Raw genomic sequence first — 19,041 nt, forward strand, 5'->3', positions numbered from 1 at the left:
TCCTATCTTTCTGTGCCATTTTCCTTGCCTTTTGCCCTTAAATCTGGTATGTTACTCTTTGTGTAAAATAATGCAGCAGTAACCGGTAAGAACGTCAACAGTTTTTTGCCATAAACGGTTCTGTGAGTAACTCTTCGGCTGCAAGAGCGAAAATCCAAAAAAAACTGCACGAATACTAAGGTTACAACGTTATTTTACTCCAAATAAATTATTGGAGGATTTTTTTATGTCTCGTTATACAGGTCCAAGTTGGAAAGTTTCTCGTCGTTTGGGTATCTCCCTTTCCGGTACAGGTAAGGAATTAGCTCGTCGCCCATATGCTCCAGGTCAACACGGCAATGCTCGTCGTAAGTTATCTGAATATGGTTTGCAATTACGTGAAAAGCAAAAGTTACGTATGATTTACGGTTTAACTGAACGTCAATTCGCTAACTTATTCGTTAAGGCCGGCAAGATCCGTACTGGTAAGCACGGTGATAACTTCATGATCTTACTTGAACAACGTCTTGACAACGTGGTTTACCGTTTAGGTTTAGCTACTACTCGTCGTCAAGCACGGCAATTAGTTAACCACGGTCACATTACTGTTGACGGCAAGCGGGTTGATATTCCTTCATACGAAGTACAACCTGGTCAAGTTATTTCTTTACGTGAACGTTCAAAGAACTTACAAATCGTTAAGGATGCTTTAGAAGCAGTTGTTGGTCGTCCAGCATACGTAACATTTGACGATAACAAGATGGAAGGTTCTCTCGTTCGTTTACCTGAACGTGACGAACTCGATGCAAACATCGAAGAAGCTCTTATCGTTGAATACTACAACAAGCTGTAATAATTTACCGTTTGTTAATCTTAACAACCTCCAGGTGGAGGTTGTTTTTTTAGTTTTTTAAGGAGGAGTTGCTATGAGTTATCCCCTTGCCTTTCGCATGCGTCCCAAGGATCTTTCTGAAGTGATCGGTCAGCAACATTTGATTGCCCCGGGAAAGATTATTTGGCGCATGGTACAAGCTCAACGTCTATCGTCAATGATTCTATATGGCCCACCTGGGACCGGTAAAACAAGTATTGCAGCTGCTATTGCCGGGTCGGCTAATTATGCCCTTCGCAAAGTCAATGCCGCTACTGATGCTAAGAAAAAACTAGAGCAAGTGGTGGCAGAGGCCCAATTAACGGGAAAAGTTGTACTACTTTTGGATGAAATCCACCGCTTAACCAAACCCAAGCAGGACTACTTGCTCCCCCACTTGGAAGACGGAAAAATCATTCTCGTTGGTGCTACCACTGAAAATCCCTATATTGCAATCAATCCGGCCATTAGGAGCCGAACCCAAATCTTTGAAGTAAAGCCCCTTTCGCCTAACGATATTGTCACTGGCCTTGAGCGGGCCCTGACTGATAAAGAGCGCGGATTAGGCAATTATCAAGTCAATCTCTCCGCATCTGCCAAGGACTTCTTTGCGCAAGCTACTAACGGGGACCTGCGCAGCGCCCTCAATGCTTTAGAGTTGGCTGTTACATCCACACCCGCAGACGAATCAGGCGTGATTAACGTGGATCAAACTGTAGCCCAAGAATGCCTCCAAAAGAGGGTCCTAACGGCAGATAGTGACGGCGATGCGCATTATGATGTGATCTCTGCTTTTCAAAAGTCTATTCGGGGGTCGGATACTGACGCCGCTCTTCACTATTTAGCCCGCTTGATCGCTGCCGGTGACCTTCCAGCAATTGCTCGGCGTCTAATCACAATTGCCTATGAAGATATTGGACTTGCTAATCCCCAAGCAGCGGCACGCACTGTTCAAGCGGTTCAAGCCGCCGAAAGAATTGGCTTTCCCGAAGCCCGGATTCCCCTGGCTACTGCAGTAATTGACTTGTGTCTTTCTTCTAAGTCAAATTCAGCTATTCGTGCCATCGATGCAGCTTTGACTGACGTTAATAATGGGGCTGCGGGTCCTATTCCTGACCATTTACGTGACGCCCACTACACAGGTGCCCACAAACTAGGACGCGGGGTTAACTACCTATATCCGCATGATTATCCTAATGATTGGGTCAAGCAACAATACCTCCCGGATAACCTTGTCCACAAGAGTTATTTCCGCCCTAAAGGAATTGGGCGGTATGAAACAGCCCTCAAAGAGCGCTATACCAAAATTAAACACGCGCAAGAGCAATCAGATACTAGCAACTGAATTGCTAATTAATACTATTTATGCTAGGATAACGATGGTATCTGAAGTGTACGCGTTATCTTATAAATGTATGGTTGACCGAACACTTTTTACTTTTTGTTCACAATGACTGGCAGCTAGTATGCCTAACCATTATTATCGTTAGGAAACTACAAACCAGGCTACGTGGGCCTTCCTGCTTTGAGAGCGGGTTCAACTACAAAGATGATTAACGGCACAATCGGAGCCGCGAGGCTGAGAGAAAACTCTGTTTTCTCATCAGCCTCTTTTTTATTCACTATGACACCTGATAACGTGGAAAATAACTACAAGTCTAGACGAAAGTCGCCGCATTGCACCTGGTAAAACTGCTAAACCATAGTCGCTTGCCCTGGCAAAGTAGGATCAACAGGGGCAATGGAACTAAAACGAATTTGTTTAGAGAGTTGGGCATTCAACATGGTTGCCATAACTTCCGGATCAATCATTTGTGCTAATTGTATTTGTAAATTTGCCATAAAAACTTCCTCCTAATCTTTAGTTAGTACTCGGTATTCGTCCGGATGATTATCCTTGAACTGCTTAATCTCTTGATACGTTGCGGTTGCGAGGTTAATCGTTGGTGTTCCTTCGCCTTTGGTTGGCCAGAAACAACATTTACCGGGCTTTTAGTTGGTTGTGGCTCGTTCTTGACGTTAAACAGGTAACTATCGCTCTCTTTAAGCGCCGTTAACTGGTCATCTAAGCCTTCTAACCCGTTGTCACTTAAAGATACCTTGTCCAAGTCCAACAAGGCGCTTACAGCCTTGCTATTGCGTGGCTCCGTCATAACTGCTTTAATCTGTTCGTCGCTTAGTCCCTGTTCCTTCAAAAACTCTCGTTTCATGCAAAATCGCTCCTATCGCATTTATTTTTCGTGGTCCGTGCCACGGGTTTGACTGCATAAAAAATAAGCGGTTTAACGACATGCTCAGGTCGAAATATTATAATTTAATCTCATTCACTTTACGTCCCAGCTTCTCTACTAAGTGCATGTTATAAAATGCTGGCTTCGCAAAAATATCTACATTGAGTGTTACATGCATTTTAGAATCTTCTGCATTCGCAGCGTATTCTACACCTTTTACATGTACTGGAACCTTGTTGTCCATGCTATCCCCATCCTTTTGACATTTCTTTAGGATATACGTTGTCTTCCACACATTCTAACAGTAATCTGTACGAGGTTGTTTCATAGTGGTTGGTCATCTTCTTTTTTCCTTCAATTACAAGGAATTTACTATCTTTATAAAAACGTATTTTTTCAATAAATTCGTTGTTGCCATTATACAGTGCATATTCAACGTATTTATCTGTCTCATTAATCAATTTCATTACTACCACTATTTGTCACCTTCTTTCAGATTTTTATAAATGTTTCATAATCATATACTTTATTAGTTAATTTATTGTTCCCTTTATTATAACTCGTTATAATTAATTTGAGGTGATCTTATGAGACAAATTAAAGTTAGAAACATTGGTAACAGTATTGGGATTATCCTACCTAAAGAACTAGGTTTAGTTAATGGTGACATTATTCAAGCTGAGAAAAAAGGCAACTTGTTTGTTCTTGATATTTCTAATGCTGCTAAAGAGCATGACAAAAAATTAATAGAGGACAGCTTTGCTGACTTTGAAAAAGAGTTAGTTGTATCAGAAACACAGATGAAAGATACCTTCAAAAAATATGGGTGGCAATAATGACAGAATATAACTTAGTCTATGCTAAAAGCTTTGCTGATAGTTTAAGTGCTTTAATTGATACATGGGAAAATGAACTATTTTTGTCACAAGAAACTATCAATAAATTTGTTAGTAACATTCAAAGAGCTTTAGAACTTGCCGCTATATTCCCAGAAATGTATGAAGAAGTATCAGCTAAATATGGGTTTGATGTTAAAACCTATCGTATTGTAATTGGTAAAAGTTACGCTATTTTTTATAGAATCGATGAAAAAAATAATAATATTTTAGTTGGTAAAATTTTCCAATCTAAACAAATGAAATTAGAATTTTAGAGTAACTAACATTTAGTTGTTCTTTTTTATGACTATTGCTAAATCGCAATAGTCACCGACATTCAGCTATTCACCCTACTCTATAATTATCAGCCAGTAAAAACACTGCTATATCAATGTTTAAGCCAGCAAAATATATTTCAACTTTCTAAAAAACTTACTAATATTTGCTGATTTCAACTCTCTATCGTGTTGCTGGGGGAGGTGATAAAGATGCCAAATAAATCTCCTAACAAAAAAAGTTCCAAAGAAACTTGGAAAACCACTTGGAAATAGTTGAGGCAATTCTCACCGCAGCCGCAGCTATTACATCAATTCTAAGTTGGTTAGGAATCAAGCCCTAGGAACTAAATATGGAATGTAGGAAGTTATAAACTCCCTCTTTCCTATATCATAAAACATATAAGAATAATTGCAATGAAAAAGCTACATGCAACACTAAATGCTGTGATCTATGTAAGTCAATAGTATTTAACTTACCCATGCTTTTAAGCATAAAACCATGATCAATTTAAATGATGAAAATATTATGACAGCGCAAACAGGCTCCGACAATCTTTGCCAAGTACGTGGACTTCTAAACTAAAAAAGTGTGCATACTTTTTTAGTAAACTCATTCAATACATTTAAAAATCAAGTAGTCAAAAAATAGCTATAATACCACTATTGGCGCATTTTTTATATGCATTTTAATTCCATTGAAATCGTTCACTTTATCAAGTAAAATAAAGGTAAGGAGTAAAGAAAGGATGATTCATATGTTACAAAAATACAAAAACATTCTCGTACCCGTTGATGGTTCTTATGAATCTGAACTAGCTTTCAAAAAAGCGGTAGCCGTAGCAAAAAGAAACGGCTCAGATACAAAGCTCCACCTCGTTCATGTAGTTGATACTCGGGCTTTCCAAAACATCTCTAGTTTTGACACAGAAATGGTTGAACAAGTTACCGAAACTGCACGCAAAACAATGGAAGGCTACGTTGCTGAAGGCAAGCAAAATGGTGTTGAAAACATCAGCTATGCAATTGAATATGGGGCACCAAAGGTTCTCATTGCCAAGGATATTCCGGCTAAAGAACACATTGACCTGATTTTAATTGGTGCCACTGGTCTCAATGCGGTTGAACGTCTTTTAATTGGTTCGGTAACTGAATATGTTACCCGGACAGCTGCTTGTGATGTTTTAGTTGTAAGAACAGACTTAGATAACAAGCTTGCTTTAAGCAAGAATCAAAAGAAAGCAGCTCAAAAACGCAAAGAACAAAACTTGAATAAATAAAGTTATCCCCTGGCACTCCAGTGAGTTCCAGGGGTTTATTTTGTCAAGATTTATCTACGAAAGGAGTTACAGCATTGCGCTGTTGTCATACTATGAATACATATTTCAAAATAGCCGCTCCCCAGCACCTTTTTTCTTTTTTACCCGCTAAATGGGAGCACGTACCTTTGTCTAACCACCTAGATCCAGCAGAGCTGTTAGCAGTTGTCATCACTGCTGATAGCGACCATGAATATGAACTAGCCTACGCCCTTCGTGACCAGTCTGGCTTAGATTTTCCTATTATCCGCCTTTTGGGAACCGAAAACCCGACTACCGTCCGCCAGCAAATCGCAGGCCAGGCGCAGACATACTATGAGCAAGTTATCCCACCTTTTTTACGTGACTTGGTTAACTTTGCTGATCGTCGTCCATTAAGTTTTACCACGCCTGGCCATCACAATGGCTTGTATTACAGTAAACATCCTGCTGGCAGTTTATTTAATCGCTTCTTTGGCGAAAACATGCTCTATGCTGATACCTCAGATACTGTACCTGAACTTGGGGATATGATGACCCATGCGGGGTCCCCCCTCGTTGCGGAGCAAGCCGCTGCTAAGGCTTACCAGGCAGATAAAGTCTACTTCGTTACCAATGGGACAACAACTTCTAATTCAGTCTGTGCTAGTGCCGTCCTCAATCCTGGCGATTTGGTCTTGTTTGACCGAAATAACCATAAATCGCTATACAATAGTGCCCTAATGATCCAGGGAGCACGTCCTATCTACGTCAATACTGCCCGTAATCCCCTAGGATTGATTGGCGCAATGGACGGTAACGAACTCGATGAACAAGCCCTCCGTCGCCGTATCGCGCAGGTTGATCCTGAAAAAGCCCATGCTAAGCGTCCCTTCAGAATGGCGATTATTCAAGCAGAGACATACGATGGTATCTTAACTAACCCTGAATGGATTCTTGAAAAGATCGGCCATCTCTGCGACTATATCCTCTTTGATTGTGCTTGGGCTGGCTATGAACAGTACCTTCCCTTGTTGCAACGGTTCTCACCTTTACAACATGAATATGGGCCAGATGACCCCGGGATCTTAGTGACCCAATCAATCCACAAGCAGCAAGGAGGCATGACCCAGGTTTCGCAAATCCTGAAAAAGGACCATCACTTACGGGGACAAAAGCGGTACGTCGATCATATTCATTTTAATAACGCTTACTTGAAGTTTGTTACCTCTAGTTATTCATACCCTCTGTATGCTTCGCTAGTCACCAATGCTGCTTTGGCTCAAGCAAAAGCTAACTATAAATGGTGGCAAGAATTATTAGTCCATACAATTAACTTTAGGAAACGGCTGCTCAAAGAATCTAAGCTCTTCCGCCCATTTGTACCCCCTACTGTCGCTGGTAAAAAATGGGTAGATATTCCCACGAGCGAGCTCTGTACAAATGACCAGTACTGGCAGATTGCCCCGCAAGATAACTGGCACGGGTTTGCCAATAACGCAACCGACGAAGCCATCGTTGATCCCGTTAAAATTACGCTTGCTCTCCCTGGGGTAGACCTTCGTCACCACCAGTATGAATCTACTGGTATCCCTGGTGCAATCGTTCGAGCTTACCTGCTAGAGCATGACATCATTCCGGGAAAAGCAGACCTTAACTCACTCCTGTTCCTCCCATCACCAGGTGATGGTCCAGAAGAGTTCGCTGCTTTATTTGATGCCCTGATGACCTTTGAACGCCTCTATTTGGCCGACGCACCTTTGGAACAAGTCTTAGGTCAAGTCTATCGCACTCATCAGCACCGCTACCACGGCTATACCATCCAACAGCTTTGTAATGAGATGCACAACTACTACCGCGTTAACGATACTTTTACACTCCAAAAAGAATTGTTTGCTAACCCCCATCTTGATGACTATCCGTTAACTCCTTACCAAGCAGACAAGCGTTTCATGCGCAATGACAGCGAGATGTGTCCTTTGGAAGAGATCCAAGGTCGCATTGCCCTAGAAGGAGCCCTGCCTTATCCTCCTGGTGTCTTTGTGGTTGCACCTGGTGAACGGTGGGCAGCAACAAGTCAACAATACTTTTTGACCCTCCTGGGCGCAATTGAACGCTTCCCAGGCTTTACGCCAGAGATTCAAGGAGTGCATTATCACCAAGACACTGATGGTAAGTTACATGTCTTCGGGGCAGTACTTCCCACAAATTAACCACTTAAGTAATATAAGCCGGATAATGAACAAAAATTCACCATCCGGCTTTTTTGTATGCCTTGTCTTAGCTTGCACTCCAGGCGCTTATCCTAAATCTTCCTCTTACTCACTTTTAACTCTAATCATGGTGAAATTTGCGGGAACACCCGTCTAAATGATCATTGACCATCCCACTCGCCTGCATAAAGGAATAAATAATTTTAGGACCGACAAATTTAAATCCCCGTTTTTTCATTACTTGGCTAATTGTCTGGGCCAAGGCCGTTTGGGCAGGGACTTCCGTCGGACTGTGCCAATGATTAATAATCGGTTCACCACCTACCATACGCCAAAAATACTCATCTAAGCTTTGTTCCCGTTGAATTTGCTGACAGACCTGGGCGTTATTAATCACCGCTAAAATCTTGCGCCGGTTCCGAATAATAGCCGAATCGGCCACCAAACGGTCCACGTCCAGCGGACCAAAGGCCGCCACTCGGTCAATATTAAATGCAGCAAAAGCCTGCCGCAATGCCGGTCTTTTTTGCAATATTGTTTGCCAGCTCAAGCCTGCTTGAAAAATCTCCAAACTCAACAATTCAAACAAGCGCTGGTCATCATGCTGGGGATTCCCCCATTCATCATCATGATATGCGCGCATCGCAGGTGTTGTATCATATGCCCATGCACATTTCATAGCGCCCCCTCCTTTTCTTCCTATAATCAACTACGCTGTTAACCTTTAGATTAAGCAGTGCAAAAAAGAGCCAGGATTCAACGCAAATCCTAGCTCCCATGCTAATGCTTAAGCAAATTATTAATCTTTTTCAGTTTGCCGCATAATCTTTGTTCCCACTTTTTCAGTTCCCAACTTAACAAAGTCGTAGTGGAGTTTAGCATTGTGTTCGAATTCTTCAAATGCTAAGTCGATCAAACGGTTCAAAGTTTGCTTGTAAGTAATACCATCAATTTCCCATAATTGTGGGTAAAGAGAAATATTAGTGAAACCTGGTAATGTATTTACTTCACTAAAGTATGGTACGTCATTTTCATCAACCAAGAAGTCCATCCGTGCCAAACCCCGGTTGCCTAATACCTTGTAAGCATCCAGTGACATTTGTTGAACTTCCTTACTCAATTCATCCGTAATGTTAGCAGGTAATTCGAATACCACTCCGGATGCATCAACGAACTTGTTGTTGTAATCATAGAATGCATCACCCTTAGGGACAACGATCGCCCCAATCTTGGATGCCTCTGGTTCCCGGTTACCGATCACAGAGCATTCTACTTCCCGTGGGTTCTTAATGCCTTCTTCAATCAAGACCTTGTAGTCATATAAGAAAGCATCATCCAAAGCTGCTTCAAACTCGTCTGCAGAAGTTACTTTGTGGATCCCTACGGATGAACCTTGTCGCGCTGGCTTAACAAACAAAACGTCACCTAATTCAGCTACGCATTTTGCATATGGGTACTCAGCTCTAGTTTCGGGAGTAACTGTTACATACCGGGTATTGCGAATCCCATGGTATGTTAATAGTTGCTTTGTCAAATCTTTGTCGTAGGAAATAGCCGAAGAAGTAATCCCACTACCAATCCATGGCTTGTTGAGGAGGCGGAACAAACCTTGAACCGTTCCGTCTTCACCCATGTTACCGTGAATAACTGGAATAAAGAGGTCAATATCCTTAACCTCGGAAAGATTTTGCACATTGACCAATGGGTTTGAGTAATCCAAATCAGCTGTTGCTTCAGCTACGACTTGGTCTTCATCTTCACCATCAAAGATCCGTAGTGAATCTTTGTTTCCTAAGAGTAATCCATCCTTAGTAAACATAAATACTGATACCTGATATTTCTCCTTATCAAGGGCATCATAGACATTATGAGCTGAACGTTTGGAAACGTCGTGCTCAGAGGAATTACCACCAAAAAGCAATGCAATGTGTAATTTCTTATCTGTCATCATTTTCTCCGTTCTTATTGGTTATTTATTATACGGTTGGCAACTTGTGCTACCGCAATTATACTATGGAAGTCTAAATTTGTCAGTTAGATTTTCAGGGTCCTCTCTCATCTTAAAGTAACACCCAGATCCCACAAATGCCCCCATGACCCGCTCAATATGCGGCATTACAAGCAAATTCATCCTAATTAATATATCATAAAAATTATGGAACTATAATTTTTATTCAAGAAAAACTATTATTTACCCACCGCTATTTTGCATTTAAAAAAAACACACTTAGCTTGCAAGTTATTAACTTAATGCTCCTTTAAAAACCGTTTCCAATCCACTAAAATAAAAAGTGAATGTACAAGGATAGGAGTATATTATGGCAAACTACTATGGAATAATTTACTTATCATACCGCTCGCTTAAATTAAAGATCATTGACCTCAAAAAAATGACTACGCTGGAAACCGTCGTGGCCGATATTCCCCCTACTGTCGCCAAAAACCATGTATTTACCCAGGAAATAGATACTATCATTCGGGGCTTACATGGCTTCAAACAGATTTTAAAGGAAACCGGGGTCACATCTTTTAAAATGTGGGCCAACGGGCAACTACTTGAACCCATGACAGCAGCTTACCTTGGGGAACAGATTTTTACCCAAGCCGGCTTTACTATTCACTGGCTCAATGAGAACCAGCTGATCTACCTCAAGGCAATTGGTGTTTTAGAAAGCCTTGATGAACAAATCATTTCTGATCCGTCCTTTTATTTACTAAATTTCGGATCATCTTCGATTACTATTTCAAAATTTGCTGAGCAAACTTTCCACACCAATTGGAACTTCACGCTCGACGAACAACTAAACCATGAGGTTATATCTTCATCGACCAACACCACCGCCAATGCGATTGAAATTCTGGACGACATCATTGGCAGTGATTTGATTTCTTTCCGTAATCAATTTCCTTTTCTGGATGCTGGTCATACTCTTATTGTTCAAGATGCGAACTTTCTTAACCGTATTTTCTTAGACAAAAAAGGCGTTAAATTTACTAAGCTTTCCAGCAAAAAGTTCCTCAATATTTATGAGAAGGTTCTGTACTCCCCTAACCAGTACTTAGAGGAAAAATACCACATCCCTTTGTCCGAACAAACTAACTTGGTAGCACGACTTATTTTGCTCAAGCGCATCATTGCCCTGACTAAAGTCAAAAAGATTTATCTAACTTCAATCTCAGCCATGACGGGCTTGGCATTAGCCGAAGGAATTCAGTCCCACCTGCTCAAACGTAACTACGATTCGATGATTGTTAGTGCTGCCCAATACTTAGCCGCCCGCTATGATGTCGATCTTAATCATTGTCATAATGTTATCCACAATGCTCTCCACCTTTTTGATCAGACGCAAAAGATTCACCATCTCGGACACAATGAGCGCTTGTTGTTGGAGTTAGCTGGTTATTTGAGTGACATTGGCAACTTTATTGGGCATACTGACCATTTTAATCACTCAGCCTATATCATCACGGCCAGCAAGTTATTAGGCCTGTCACAAACGCAAATCCAAATTATTGCTGAAGTAGCCCGGCTGTATAATCTCCAGACCTCACGCCAGCAGATCAATGAACGGTTAACCCAGATCCCACCAACTACCGGCTTAATCATTGCCAAATTAGTGGCAATTTTACGCTTAGCAGGTGCACTTGATGCAGCTTTTGAACAAAAGGTGACTAAAACTAGCATCTCTTTAAAAGCCAACACCCTCATTGTTACTGCTTATTCCACTGATGACTTGACCCTAGAAAAATGGACGTTTAACCGAAGTGCTAATTTATTTACTACTGTATTCGGGATACGCCCCCAGCTCAAACAAAGGATGATTGTTAACAAATGAAAGTGAAAAATAAATTTTTAAACCCTGATTTTTTTATTAACCGCGAATTAAGTTGGATCGACTTCAACGGCCGGGTGCTCGAAGAAGCCCGTGACCCCGAAAACCCCTTACTCGAACGGGCAAACTTTCTTGGCATTACCCAAAGCAACGTCGATGAATTTTTCATGGTCCGGGTTGCCTCCCTTAACAAGTTAAAAACCGCCCATGTCGAAAAAAAGGATGCTGCTGGCCTAACTGTTACCGAGCAAATTGAAGCGATTAACCAAAAGGAGCACCACATGGTGGCGCGGCGTTATACCACTTATAACCGCTCGCTTATCCCCTTACTAGCTAAACAAGGAATTAAAATCGTTTCTGTTCGGGATTTAAACGACGGTCAATATGAAGCCTTACGGCGTTATTTTAACGATGAGGTTTATCCAGTATTAACCCCAATGGCTGATGATTCTTCCCGGCCTTTCCCTTTCATCGCTAATAATTCGCTCAATATTGCGGTCCGCCTCCACCTCCCTACCAGTACTGAGGCTAAATATGCGATCATTCGGATTCCCCAGCTGTTCAAGCGCTTGATTCGGGTAGTCAATGAACCTAATACTTTTGTTCTAATTGAGGATATCATTAAGGAATTTATCCCCCTCCTCTTTGCTGGCTATACGATCGATGAAACCACAACTTTCCGGGTAATTCGGGACATGGACCTTGATGTAGCCGAACGGGATACTTCGGACTTGTTGCTGGCGGTGCAAGAACAGCTCAAAGAGCGGGAACACGGCAGTGTGGTCCGGCTGGAAATTGAAAAGCAAACTAGTTCCGCATTGGCGCGGCGCCTAATCACTAATCTTAAAGTTAGTTCTCAGGCCATTTATTACATCAATGGTCCAATTGACCTGACTTTCTTGAAAAAGTTAGGGCGGGAAGTCAACGGCCACGCTGATTTGCGCTTCACACCGTTTACCCCTTATCAGGTTCCAGAACTAGATGAACACCATGATATTTTTGCTGAAATCAGACGACGCGACTTCTTGGTTCAGCACCCTTATGACTCCTTTAATAGTGTCATCAATTTTATCAAGCAAGCCGCCTTTGACCCGCAAGTTTTAGCCATCAAAATGACTCTTTACCGGGTATCGGGAAATTCACCAATTATCAAATACCTAGGCCAAGCTGCACAGCAAGGTAAGCAAGTAACCGTCTTGGTGGAAGTCAAAGCCCGGTTCGATGAAAAGAATAATGTTCGTTGGGCCAAAAAGCTAGAAGAGATGGGCTGTCACGTAATATATGGTCTTGTCGGGTTAAAGACCCACTCCAAGACCATCCTTATTATCCGTAAAGAGCATGATGGTATTCGGCGATATATGCACTTTGGCACAGGGAACTACAATGACGTCACGGCTCACTTCTACACTGATATTGGTCTTTTTACTTGCAACAACGAAATGGGGATTGATTCGACTAACTTATTTAATACACTCTCAGGCTTTTCACAACCGCCATACTATCACCGCCTCCATCTTTCACCCAAAAACATTCGCAAGTTTATTGGTCACAAGATCGACAATGAAATTGCCCATGCGCAAGCAGGCGATCCCGCATTGATTCGGATGAAGATGAATTCCCTTTCTGATCCGCATATTATTGCCAAACTTTATGAAGCGGCAGCGGCCGGGGTCAAAATCGAATTGATAGTCCGGGGAATTTGTTGCCTCCGCAATGATATTCCAGAATGCAAAAATAATATCACCGTACACTCTATCGTCGGTCGCTTACTCGAACATAGTCGAATCTACTACTTCTCTAACGGGGGTAAAGAAGAAATATACTTTGCCAGTGCTGATATGATGAAGCGGAACTTGGACCGCCGGGTCGAAATTCTGTATCCTGTACTAGAAGACGACTTGCAGCAACGGGGGATCGCTATTTTTGATACCTTGTGGCGGGATAATGTCAAAGCACGGAACTTAGTTGGCACGCAATTCAAGCGGATCGATCGCCGCGGGATAACATCGTTTAATGCCCAGGAGTTCTTTATCAGCGAAGCAAAACGAAAGAAGCGGCAAATTCGTAAAGAAAGTAAACGACGTAACAAAAAAGCGTCACATTTCATTCCGTTATTAAACGACCAAAATTAAGGAGGAGTATCATGACCAAAATTGCTGTAATTGACCTCGGTTCAAACTCAGTTCGGCTGCAAATAAGTGTGGTGGACCCCGGACAAGCTCCACAAATCTTAGTCCGCGAAAAAGAATACGTCCGCCTCTCGGAAAACATGGGAACAGCTAAAATACTCCAACCCGAACCTATTCGGCGGACTATGGTTGCCTTAGAAAAGTTTCAACACCTGATTGCAACCCATAACTGTGACCAGGTGATTGGGATTGCCACAGCGGCTGTGCGCCAGGCACAAAATCAACAGGAATTCTTACACCAAGTCAAACAGACCTATGGCTTTGACTTTCAAGTTGTTACCGGTGAACAAGAAGCTTTCTTGGATTATTTGGGAGTAACCCGGACCTTTGCCCGCCAGGATTGCCTGATCTTAGATACCGGTGGAGCCAGCACCGAAATTATTCTCGTGCATGACCGCCAGGCCCAACGGCTTATTAGCTTGCCGTTTGGCTCGGTTAACCTTACCCAGCGCTTCCAGCTTGAAGATGTTATCTCCGCTGCAAACCTCTTTGAAGCGTTAACTTTTGCTGAAATGCAGTTAACTGGCATCAAATGGCTCCGTAAGGCGCATAATCTCCCGTTAATTGTTTTAGGTGGGAGCAACCGATCCATTGCTAAAATTGACCGGCGTAAGCATAATACCCCTAAAGACTTGCTTCCTCCAGTTCATGGTTACCAGATGTCGGCCCAGGCTATCTTCGCCCTCACTAGCAAGCTCTTAGCCATGGATAAAAAGGAACGGGCCAATATCCCCGGCCTGGCCAAGAACCGAGCAGATATTATCATCGGTGGTTTGATTCCGATCAACCTCTTGTTGCGGACGTTGCACATTACTGAGGTGACATTTTCCAATGCGGGGCTCCGGGAAGGGGTCGTTTTTGCCCACCTCGAAAACCTTACTTTACCGCAATAAAATTAACTACTAAAAAGGGGAGGAAACATGCTGTTTTACCAGTATGCTTCCTCCCTATTTTGTTTAACCAACTGATCCATCCATTTGATATTCGATCAAACGGTTCAATTCCACTGCATATTCCATCGGTAGTTCCTTGGTAAAAGGTTCAACAAAGCCCATGACAATCATCTCTGTTGCTTTTTGCTCGGAAATTCCGCGACTTTGCAAATAATACAGCTGTTCTTCTGATATCTTTGAAACTTTAGCTTCATGTTCCATAGAAACATTGCCGTTCAATACTTCATTGTATGGAATAGTATCACTACTGGACTGCTCGTCCATAATGATTGTATCGCATTCCACGTGGGCAAAGGACCCGTCACTCTTGCGCCCAAACCGGACATAACCGCGATAATCCGCGATCCCCCCATCTTTACAGAGTGACTTGGAAATAATTGATGAAGTTGTTTTAGGCGCATTGTGAATCATCCGCGCCCCCGTATCGGAATCAATGTTTTTACCGGCAAAAGCAATTGACAGCATCGTCCCTTTTGCTCCTTGACCGTCAAGGTAAACACTAGGATACTTCATCGTAACTTTTGAACCTAAGTTGCCGTCGACCCATTCCATCGTTGCATTCTCAAAAGCCCGGGCCCGTTTGGTTTCCAGACTGTAAACATTATTGGACCAATTTTGAATCGTTGTATACCGACAATAAGCATTCGGCAAAACATTGACCTCTACAACGGCTGCGTGGAGACTATCGGCCGAGTAATTAGGCGCCGTACACCCTTCCACATAATTCAGGCTTGCCCCTTCGTCAACAATGATTAACGTCCGCTCAAACTGGCCCGAGTTCCCCGCATTGATCCGGAAATAACTCTGAATTGGCATTGGGACCCGGACTCCCTTGGGAACATAGATGAACGTCCCGCCTGACCAAACAGCGGAATTAAGGGCAGCAAACTTATTATCTGCCGGGGGAATCAATTTGCCAAAATACTTGCGCACAAGTTCTGGATACTGCTGAACCGCGCTATCTGTATCCATGAAAATAATGCCTAATTTATCAAATTCCTTTTTCATGTTGTGGTACACAACTTCAGATTCATACTGGGCAGATGACCCCGCCAAGTATTTACGCTCCGCTTGTGGTACCCCCAACCGTTCAAAGGTTTCTTTCATTTCTTGGGGCACATCATCCCAACTACGGGCTACTTTATCCGTACTCCGTCGGAAATAATTAATATGTTCATAATCTAACTTGCTTAGATCTGGCCCAAAAGACGGCATAGGTAACTTACGGTAGATTTCATATGCCCGCAAGCGGAAGTCCAACATCCACTCAGGCTCATTTTTGGCAGCTGAAATTTGCCGTACAATATCAGCTGTTAGCCCTTCGCCAGTGGTTAATATCGGCTCAATATTATCTTTGAATCCGTACTTATATTCTTTACCAATATCCTTAATATCTGGTTCAATCATCTATCGTTCCTCCTCAGTAGCACCGATGGCTTGGTATAAAGCTTTCCACGCTAAAGTTGCACATTTTATCCGCGTTGGAAACTGGGCCACACTTCCCAAAATAGCCGCGTCCCCCAGTAACTGTTCGTCAGCAGGCTCAATCTCCTGTCCAATCACCAGGTCTGAAAAAGCAGTAACCATGCGGCGACAGTCGTCAACACTATGACCTTGCACCACCTCTGTCAAAATGCTGGCAGAAGCTTGCGAGATTGAACATCCTTGTCCAGAAAAACATGCTTGAATAACTTTATTGTCCTGAATTTGTAACTGCACAGTGATTGTATCCCCACAAGTAGGATTATGGAGGGTTTGCTCATGAGTTGCTTTAGGCAAACTCCCCTTATTTTGTGGATACTGTGCATGTTCCAAAACTATTTCGCGATACAAATTGTTCAAACTAGCTAATCCCATTCGTGAAAAACTCCTTTGTCGCAACCAATGCATCCACAAACCGGGTTACATCAGTGGTCGTATTGTATAAGTAAAAACTAGCGCGACATGTGGCTGGAACCCCTAAGGCTTTCATTAACGGTTGCGCACAGTGGTGACCCGCGCGGACAGCAATTCCCTGCATATCTAGTGCTGTCGCTACATCATGGGGATGGATTCCTGCTAAATTAAAAGAAATAATGCCCGTCTGGACCATATCAGTTGGCTCGCCGTAAATTTCTAAGCCCGGGATCTTAGTCAGCGCGGTCAACGCTTGCTGTACCAATTGCTGATTATTTTGTTGGATTTGCTCCCAACCAACCATCTGCAAGTAATCAATAGCTGCTCCTAGACCAATCACCCCGGTAATATTCTGGGTGCCCGCTTCAAACTTCCACGGGGTCGGTTTGAAGGTTGTTTCATTCAAACCAACTTCACTAATCATTTCCCCGCCAAATTCTACCGGATCTAAGTCGTCTAGCAAGGCCTTTTTGCCCCACAGGACGCCAATCCCATTGGGACCCAGCATCTTATGCCCAGAAAAAGTTAGGTAGTCTAATTCCAACTGCTTAACATCAATGGGCATATGGGGAACAGCCTGAGCGCCGTCCCCCACGATGACCGCCCCATTGAGATGGGCTAAGCGCGCTAGTTCACGCACTGGAGTGACCGTTCCTAAAACATTAGAAACCAACGTTGTGGCAACAACGGCTGTCCGCCCATCAATCTTGTGCTGGGCATCCGCCATATCTAATTGAAAATCAGGGGTCATTCCAATGTATTCAAGTTTTGCTCCAAGCCGGTGGGCAACTTGTTGCCAGGGAACAATGTTGCTATGGTGCTCCATCATGGTTAGGACGATTTTGTCACCCTGGTGAATTTTTAGAGAACGTGCCAGCCAATTTAATCCCTCAGTCGTCCCCTTGGTAAAGACAATTTCGCGGGCATCGCTCGCTCCAATCCACGCTGCTACTTGCTTGCGTACTCCTTCATAGCGCTCTGTGGCCCGTTGCGCCAAGGTATACACCCCGCGGTGAACATTGGCATTATCGGTCTTTTTAAAGTCAGTGATTGCTGCCATTACTTGCTCAGGCATCTGACTAGTTGCGGCACTATCCAGATAAACGAGGTGCTCATGGTTAACCATCTGCTTTAATAACGGAAAATCCGTTGCAAAATTATCACGCATTTTTTTGCCCTTCAATCAGTTTTTGTTCGCATACTTTCTCCAGTGTTACCAACGTATGCTTATTAGGAATTTTATTTAAAACTGGCCCTAAGAAACCACGAATTACTAATCTTTCCGCCAGTTCTTTGGAGAGGCCACGGCTCATCAAATAATACATCTGCTCCTCATCAATCCGCCCGACACTAGCGGCATGGCCCGCAGTAACATCATTATCATCAATCAATAATATCGGGTTAGCATCGCCCCGCCCCTGTTTAGAAAGCATCAAAACCCGGCTTTCTTGTTGGGCATCTGCTCCCTTGGCCCCGTGCAAGATATGGCCAATTCCATTAAAGATTAGTTGTGATTTTCCTAAAATCACCCCATGTTGGAGGATATGACCAATGGTATTAGGGGCTTTATTGGTTACTCGAGAGTCTATTCCTTGTACCTGCTTAGCGCTAGTCATCGCTACAATTTTTACCTCAGCATGGGCTCCGTTACCAACTAGATCGGAGTCAAAGTCGCCTACGGTATTGCCATCATTCATCATCCCCATACTCCAGTCAATCCGGGCATCCCGTTCTACCGTAGCCCGGCGGTTCAGATATGCTGTGGTATTTGAGCCCAAACGATCGCTGCTGGCAAAATTGACATGACTTCCCGGACGGGCAACAACTTCAACGATGATGTTTGCAGTCGCTTCTTTTGAGCCAATAGTTTGCAGATTCTCAAGGTAAGTCAGTGAACTATTTTCAGCGGCAACAATCAATACGTGAGGGACAAAATCAGCGGTTGTTCGGGCATCTTGGATCAAATAACTTACTAATGGTTCAGTCACTTGGACGTTACGGGGTACATAAATAAATAATCCCCCCTGCATCCAGGCTGCATGTTGGGCCGTAAGTTGGTTTTCATCCCACTTAACGGTTTTTCCGTAGTATTTCTGAATGAGGTCGGCATGCTTAGTCAGCGCAGTATGCCAATCGCACATGATGACCCCTTGTGCCTGCCACTTGGAGGCTAACTGGCACCATTGCGTATGCTTGTTCGTCCAGACAAAGGTATTATCCTGGTATAAATCAGAACTAATTGCCGTGTGCTCAAGGGAACTTGCTGCTTGGTCAAACTGCTGTAAAGCTATTGGCCAGCGATGATAGTCGATCCGTTCAAAGACAGGCTGCGCTAGCGTGGCGCTCGCTTGGAGGGCTTGTTGCCGGTAAGATTTAAACCAAGTTGGCTCCGTGGTTGAGTTAGGCAGGCAGTCGTTAGCTTGCTTTTTCATCACACTTCCCCCTC

At 43.2% G+C, this 19,041-nt stretch carries 19 protein-coding genes and 1 other RNA gene; 10 read left to right on the forward strand and 10 right to left on the reverse strand.

The annotated features are described in order from the left end of the window. Window positions 1–226: 226 nt before the first annotated feature. The 3 genes from rpsD (at window position 227) to ssrS (ending at window position 2,426) form a co-directional block, all read left to right on the forward strand. The gene (gene rpsD / locus V3C97_RS04810) at window positions 227–832 is read left to right on the forward strand and encodes a 30S ribosomal protein S4 (RefSeq protein WP_009553719.1); all 606 of its coding nucleotides are present in this window, start codon (window positions 227–229) and stop codon (window positions 830–832) included. A 73-nt stretch (window positions 833–905) separates the two neighbouring features. Continuing rightward, window positions 906–2,195, forward strand: a complete 1,290-nt coding sequence (locus tag V3C97_RS04815; protein WP_009553720.1) for a replication-associated recombination protein A — start codon at window positions 906–908, stop codon at window positions 2,193–2,195. A gap of 35 nt (window positions 2,196–2,230) precedes the next feature. Further along, a non-coding RNA gene (gene ssrS, locus V3C97_RS04820) (6S RNA) lies at window positions 2,231–2,426 on the forward strand. A 119-nt stretch (window positions 2,427–2,545) separates the two neighbouring features. On the opposite strand, the gene V3C97_RS04825 is transcribed toward ssrS, so the two are convergent. The 4 genes from V3C97_RS04825 to V3C97_RS04840 form a co-directional block, all read right to left on the reverse strand. After that, the gene (locus tag V3C97_RS04825) at window positions 2,546–2,692 is read right to left on the reverse strand and encodes a hypothetical protein (protein WP_338433893.1); all 147 of its coding nucleotides are present in this window, start codon (window positions 2,690–2,692) and stop codon (window positions 2,546–2,548) included. Between the two features lie 23 nt (window positions 2,693–2,715). Beyond that, window positions 2,716–3,060 carry a phage scaffolding protein gene (locus V3C97_RS04830; protein WP_338433894.1) on the reverse strand — a complete coding sequence of 115 codons (345 nt, stop codon included), beginning with the start codon at window positions 3,058–3,060 and terminating at the stop codon, window positions 2,716–2,718. A gap of 97 nt (window positions 3,061–3,157) precedes the next feature. After that, the gene (locus V3C97_RS04835; protein WP_009553726.1) at window positions 3,158–3,325 is read right to left on the reverse strand and encodes a hypothetical protein; all 168 of its coding nucleotides are present in this window, start codon (window positions 3,323–3,325) and stop codon (window positions 3,158–3,160) included. A gap of 1 nt (window position 3,326) precedes the next feature. After that, window positions 3,327–3,557, reverse strand: a complete 231-nt coding sequence (locus tag V3C97_RS04840; RefSeq protein ID WP_283146771.1) for a hypothetical protein — start codon at window positions 3,555–3,557, stop codon at window positions 3,327–3,329. Between the two features lie 111 nt (window positions 3,558–3,668). Here V3C97_RS04840 and V3C97_RS04845 point away from each other — a divergent pair, with 111 nt between their 5' ends. The 4 genes from V3C97_RS04845 to V3C97_RS04860 all read left to right on the forward strand — a co-directional run bounded on the left by V3C97_RS04845 (window position 3,669) and on the right by V3C97_RS04860 (window position 7,724). Further along, a complete protein-coding gene (locus V3C97_RS04845; protein WP_009553730.1) occupies window positions 3,669–3,917 on the forward strand; it encodes a toxin-antitoxin system protein in 249 nt (82 codons plus the stop codon). Further along, the gene (locus V3C97_RS04850) at window positions 3,917–4,234 is read left to right on the forward strand and encodes a type II toxin-antitoxin system RelE/ParE family toxin (RefSeq protein WP_009553732.1); all 318 of its coding nucleotides are present in this window, start codon (window positions 3,917–3,919) and stop codon (window positions 4,232–4,234) included. The genes V3C97_RS04845 and V3C97_RS04850 overlap by 1 nt, the downstream gene beginning before the upstream one ends. Window positions 4,235–4,992: 758 nt before the next feature. After that, window positions 4,993–5,514, forward strand: a complete 522-nt coding sequence (locus tag V3C97_RS04855) for a universal stress protein (protein WP_027827017.1) — start codon at window positions 4,993–4,995, stop codon at window positions 5,512–5,514. 92 nt (window positions 5,515–5,606) lie between these two features. Then, window positions 5,607–7,724 carry a putative ornithine decarboxylase gene (locus V3C97_RS04860; RefSeq protein ID WP_338434546.1) on the forward strand — a complete coding sequence of 706 codons (2,118 nt, stop codon included), beginning with the start codon at window positions 5,607–5,609 and terminating at the stop codon, window positions 7,722–7,724. Window positions 7,725–7,845: 121 nt separating this feature from the next. Here V3C97_RS04860 and V3C97_RS04865 read toward each other — a convergent pair whose 3' ends face one another. After that, window positions 7,846–8,403 (reverse strand): DNA-3-methyladenine glycosylase I, encoded by a 558-nt coding sequence (locus V3C97_RS04865; RefSeq protein WP_338433895.1) that lies wholly within the window; start codon window positions 8,401–8,403, stop codon window positions 7,846–7,848. Window positions 8,404–8,523: 120 nt separating this feature from the next. Further along, the gene (locus V3C97_RS04870) at window positions 8,524–9,672 is read right to left on the reverse strand and encodes a D-alanine--D-alanine ligase family protein (RefSeq protein ID WP_317294628.1); all 1,149 of its coding nucleotides are present in this window, start codon (window positions 9,670–9,672) and stop codon (window positions 8,524–8,526) included. 370 nt (window positions 9,673–10,042) lie between these two features. Between V3C97_RS04870 and V3C97_RS04875 the strand changes: the two genes are divergently transcribed. From V3C97_RS04875 to V3C97_RS04885, 3 genes are read left to right on the forward strand one after another with little or no spacing between them, the layout of a single operon-like run. Beyond that, the gene (locus V3C97_RS04875; RefSeq protein ID WP_338433896.1) at window positions 10,043–11,560 is read left to right on the forward strand and encodes a hypothetical protein; all 1,518 of its coding nucleotides are present in this window, start codon (window positions 10,043–10,045) and stop codon (window positions 11,558–11,560) included. Then, window positions 11,557–13,689, forward strand: a complete 2,133-nt coding sequence (locus V3C97_RS04880) for an RNA degradosome polyphosphate kinase (protein WP_338433897.1) — start codon at window positions 11,557–11,559, stop codon at window positions 13,687–13,689. Before V3C97_RS04875 ends, V3C97_RS04880 begins: the two co-directional genes overlap by 4 nt. Window positions 13,690–13,700: 11 nt before the next feature. Further along, window positions 13,701–14,639 (forward strand): Ppx/GppA family phosphatase, encoded by a 939-nt coding sequence (locus V3C97_RS04885; protein ID WP_338433898.1) that lies wholly within the window; start codon window positions 13,701–13,703, stop codon window positions 14,637–14,639. 63 nt (window positions 14,640–14,702) lie between these two features. Here the strand turns inward: V3C97_RS04885 and sufB are convergent, their stop codons facing one another. Genes sufB through sufD form a run of 4 tightly spaced genes read right to left on the reverse strand, consistent with a single transcriptional unit; the run spans window position 14,703 to window position 19,027 of the window. After that, the gene (sufB, locus tag V3C97_RS04890; RefSeq protein WP_338433899.1) at window positions 14,703–16,106 is read right to left on the reverse strand and encodes a Fe-S cluster assembly protein SufB; all 1,404 of its coding nucleotides are present in this window, start codon (window positions 16,104–16,106) and stop codon (window positions 14,703–14,705) included. Beyond that, the gene (sufU, locus tag V3C97_RS04895) at window positions 16,107–16,556 is read right to left on the reverse strand and encodes a Fe-S cluster assembly sulfur transfer protein SufU (protein WP_338433900.1); all 450 of its coding nucleotides are present in this window, start codon (window positions 16,554–16,556) and stop codon (window positions 16,107–16,109) included. Beyond that, the gene (locus V3C97_RS04900) at window positions 16,543–17,763 is read right to left on the reverse strand and encodes a SufS family cysteine desulfurase (RefSeq protein WP_338433901.1); all 1,221 of its coding nucleotides are present in this window, start codon (window positions 17,761–17,763) and stop codon (window positions 16,543–16,545) included. Before V3C97_RS04900 ends, sufU begins: the two co-directional genes overlap by 14 nt. Then, window positions 17,756–19,027: a Fe-S cluster assembly protein SufD gene (gene sufD / locus V3C97_RS04905; protein WP_338434547.1), complete on the reverse strand. Its 1,272-nt coding sequence runs from the start codon at window positions 19,025–19,027 to the stop codon at window positions 17,756–17,758. The genes V3C97_RS04900 and sufD overlap by 8 nt, the downstream gene beginning before the upstream one ends. Window positions 19,028–19,041 lie beyond the last annotated feature (14 nt).

The organism is Ligilactobacillus saerimneri, assembly GCF_036689625.1.
Classification (GTDB): Bacteria; Bacillota; Bacilli; order Lactobacillales; family Lactobacillaceae; genus Ligilactobacillus; species Ligilactobacillus saerimneri.

Excerpts from the sequence above, each read along its gene's own strand:
- sufU (WP_338433900.1), bottom strand. The coding sequence starts at position 16,556 with ATGGGATTAGCTAGTTTGAACAATTTGTATCGCGAAATAGTTTTGGAA.
- V3C97_RS04855 (WP_027827017.1), top strand. The coding sequence starts at position 4,993 with ATGTTACAAAAATACAAAAACATTCTCGTACCCGTTGATGGTTCTTAT.
- V3C97_RS04860 (WP_338434546.1), top strand. The coding sequence starts at position 5,607 with ATGAATACATATTTCAAAATAGCCGCTCCCCAGCACCTTTTTTCTTTT.
- V3C97_RS04850 (WP_009553732.1), top strand. The coding sequence starts at position 3,917 with ATGACAGAATATAACTTAGTCTATGCTAAAAGCTTTGCTGATAGTTTA.
- V3C97_RS04865 (WP_338433895.1), bottom strand. The coding sequence starts at position 8,403 with ATGAAATGTGCATGGGCATATGATACAACACCTGCGATGCGCGCATAT.
- V3C97_RS04885 (WP_338433898.1), top strand. The coding sequence starts at position 13,701 with ATGACCAAAATTGCTGTAATTGACCTCGGTTCAAACTCAGTTCGGCTG.
- V3C97_RS04880 (WP_338433897.1), top strand. The coding sequence starts at position 11,557 with ATGAAAGTGAAAAATAAATTTTTAAACCCTGATTTTTTTATTAACCGC.
- V3C97_RS04825 (WP_338433893.1), bottom strand. The coding sequence starts at position 2,692 with ATGGCAAATTTACAAATACAATTAGCACAAATGATTGATCCGGAAGTT.
- V3C97_RS04830 (WP_338433894.1), bottom strand. The coding sequence starts at position 3,060 with ATGAAACGAGAGTTTTTGAAGGAACAGGGACTAAGCGACGAACAGATT.
- V3C97_RS04875 (WP_338433896.1), top strand. The coding sequence starts at position 10,043 with ATGGCAAACTACTATGGAATAATTTACTTATCATACCGCTCGCTTAAA.
- V3C97_RS04870 (WP_317294628.1), bottom strand. The coding sequence starts at position 9,672 with ATGACAGATAAGAAATTACACATTGCATTGCTTTTTGGTGGTAATTCC.
- V3C97_RS04845 (WP_009553730.1), top strand. The coding sequence starts at position 3,669 with ATGAGACAAATTAAAGTTAGAAACATTGGTAACAGTATTGGGATTATC.
- sufD (WP_338434547.1), bottom strand. The coding sequence starts at position 19,027 with ATGAAAAAGCAAGCTAACGACTGCCTGCCTAACTCAACCACGGAGCCA.
- V3C97_RS04815 (WP_009553720.1), top strand. The coding sequence starts at position 906 with ATGAGTTATCCCCTTGCCTTTCGCATGCGTCCCAAGGATCTTTCTGAA.
- V3C97_RS04835 (WP_009553726.1), bottom strand. The coding sequence starts at position 3,325 with ATGGACAACAAGGTTCCAGTACATGTAAAAGGTGTAGAATACGCTGCG.
- sufB (WP_338433899.1), bottom strand. The coding sequence starts at position 16,106 with ATGATTGAACCAGATATTAAGGATATTGGTAAAGAATATAAGTACGGA.
- V3C97_RS04900 (WP_338433901.1), bottom strand. The coding sequence starts at position 17,763 with ATGCGTGATAATTTTGCAACGGATTTTCCGTTATTAAAGCAGATGGTT.
- rpsD (WP_009553719.1), top strand. The coding sequence starts at position 227 with ATGTCTCGTTATACAGGTCCAAGTTGGAAAGTTTCTCGTCGTTTGGGT.